This is a genomic window from Bacillus sp. SIMBA_005, from assembly GCF_046535585.1.
Lineage (GTDB): Bacteria > Bacillota > Bacilli > Bacillales > Bacillaceae > Bacillus > Bacillus pumilus.
The window spans coordinates 1-261 of sequence record NZ_JAWRWI010000636.1 but is presented as its reverse complement, the minus strand read 5'-3'; the positions used below and the strand labels follow the sequence as shown (position 1 = coordinate 261).

The 261-nt window shown below is 36.8% G+C and carries 1 protein-coding gene; it reads left to right on the top strand.

The genetic code is table 11. From position 1 onward, the window contains the following. The coding region (locus tag SB660_RS21625) for a hypothetical protein (RefSeq protein ID WP_410584473.1) at positions 1-213 on the top strand (213 nt) is incomplete at its 5' end. Positions 214-261 lie beyond the last annotated feature (48 nt).

Below are 261 nucleotides of genomic sequence, written 5' to 3'. Positions count from 1 at the left end.
AACGAAACTGCTAGGCAGGAAATTTTATTTTGGGATATCGATGACATTATGAGAGCAACAACTTTTAAAAAGACATTCTTGGAAGAACATATCCTATGCGATCCACGTATCAAACAATACGAAAGACAACGTGGATTCAAAGGAAAGCGCGTATGGTTATATGAACCAACAGCGAAAACAATAACAAACATCATTATGAATGAATGGAATTAAAAAAGCACGGGCAGGTGCAATTGAATAGGGGGAGCCAAAGAAAATAAC